We start from the raw sequence: 1,627 nt of genomic DNA, 5'->3' as shown, positions 1-1,627 counted from the left end.
TTGCGAAATTCATCCGTTCTTCCTGTGACCATAGTTCATCTCCTTTGTTGCAGTAAAGGCTATCAAAGGAGCGGCACAAATACGCGACAGGTCCAAATACAGCCCTGTCGTTGTTCGGGTTTCTGACGCAGGATGCATGAGCATCATCCTGTTCGTACAACCCGAACGACACATCAAGGTCGATAAATGTGGTCGCGGGACGTTACCGCCCCCTGTCAAAATAGTCCTGTAATATCCGACGAACCATTTCCGGTCTGGTCGGTATGTCCTCTTCCTCACGACGGCGGTCGTCTATCAGCTTCAGAAGGCTTTGGGAGACGCGGAGCGTAAGCGGGATATTGTCTTTTCTGGGTGGGGCCATCACTTTTTCACCTTTTGATGTTGACATCAGAGTCGCGTAATGGCACAAAAAACGAGCGCTGGCAAGGCTGCAACCTCGACCAGCGCTCTGACCACTCAAACCTGCACAAGAGGTTATCATGGCTATTCACGCTCCTATCACGCCAAATGCGGCGGATGAAGACTTATACTCTCCATCGACACTCACCAGCTCTCCGATTTCACTGCTTTTTGCGGCCATGCTGTTGCGTCTCGAGGTTTTCATTGAAACCGAGCACGAGATCGACGGTGTCGCCCGAGTCTTTGATCCCGCGTGTGCTGCCTGGCTGCATGATGCGGAAAACGCACTGGACCGGCTGACAGATGCCGTTGCCGCCTTGCGACTTCTGCCGAAGCTCTCCGAAGGCGATGACGTCTTGCTGCATTTCACGGGGATCCTGTCCGGGCTCATCGGTGCGCAAACCCCGAATGAAGCGGCAATTGCGCGCGTCAAGGCGGTCTGCCTGCCCGACCTGCTGCAGTTTACCGCAAAGACATTCGAGGGACACCGGGCATTCCGGCTCGTGCAGCAAGGCACTTGCCTGATCGAGGCGCTGCAGACACTGGAGCTGTTCCGGGAAGCCCATGATGCCGGAAACGAGCCTTCCCTGAATACGGAACCAACGTTTTCCGGATAGCCGCGCTTCGGAGTTGGCAAAGGCCTTTCGGTTTTTCCAGATCCTGACACCGCTTCCTTTGCGGCACGCATTCCGGCTTTCGCCATGCGTGTCAGCCCTGTCCCGTCGCGCCCTTCCGGCCACCATCATTGCCGGTTGGAAGTGGTGACCGCGACTATTCCATCAAGAGATCAGCATCGCACCAGGTCGGCCCGGTGCGCGCGCTCCCCTTTCATCCTGCAATCAGGAGGAACAATCATGTCAAAAAGACAAGGTCGCCAGTCATCTGGCAAACGCAATTCATCGTCCAACCAATCCCGGCGACGCCTGCACATCCCGCATCGATCACGGCATGTGCCGGACAGCGAGTGGCGGCGCACCTATCCCGGTCCGGTTCCGCCGCAATGGCAGGAAATCGCCGAAGCCAAAGGTTTTTCAATTGTCGGCCGCGTCCGTGATCGTAGCCACGTTGTGCTGCGATGCCGGGAATGCGGCGCTGATACGGTGCAGAAAATCTTCGCGCTACGCACAGCCCAGCCCATTTGCGGCGGTTGCCTTGAGACCCGCCGTTTGCAGGATGCCGCCAAATGCGGTTTCACACTGCTCGAGCGCGACGAGATGCACCACAAATA

At 56.8% G+C, this 1,627-nt stretch carries 3 protein-coding genes; 2 read left to right on the top strand and 1 reads right to left on the bottom strand.

What is annotated here, in order from left to right:
* Nucleotides 1-202: 202 nt before the first annotated feature.
* Nucleotides 203-361, bottom strand: coding sequence for a ribbon-helix-helix protein, CopG family (locus tag EDC90_RS20720; protein ID WP_132314398.1), 159 nt, complete (start codon nt 359-361; stop codon nt 203-205).
* A 118-nt stretch (nt 362-479) separates the two neighbouring features.
* Here EDC90_RS20720 and EDC90_RS20715 point away from each other — a divergent pair, with 118 nt between their 5' ends.
* Both EDC90_RS20715 and EDC90_RS20710 read left to right on the top strand, forming a co-directional pair.
* On the top strand, nt 480-1,016 hold the full coding sequence (locus EDC90_RS20715) for a hypothetical protein (protein ID WP_132314397.1): 537 nt from the start codon (nt 480-482) through the stop codon (nt 1,014-1,016).
* A 237-nt stretch (nt 1,017-1,253) separates the two neighbouring features.
* On the top strand, nt 1,254-1,627 hold a 374-nt coding region (locus EDC90_RS20710; RefSeq protein ID WP_207903998.1), incomplete at its 3' end, for a hypothetical protein.

Source organism: Martelella mediterranea (genome assembly GCF_004342225.1).
In the GTDB taxonomy this organism is placed as follows: Bacteria; Pseudomonadota; Alphaproteobacteria; order Rhizobiales; family Rhizobiaceae; genus Martelella; species Martelella mediterranea_B.
Note: the sequence above shows the minus strand (reverse complement) of the source record. Positions and strands in the feature narration are given on the sequence as shown.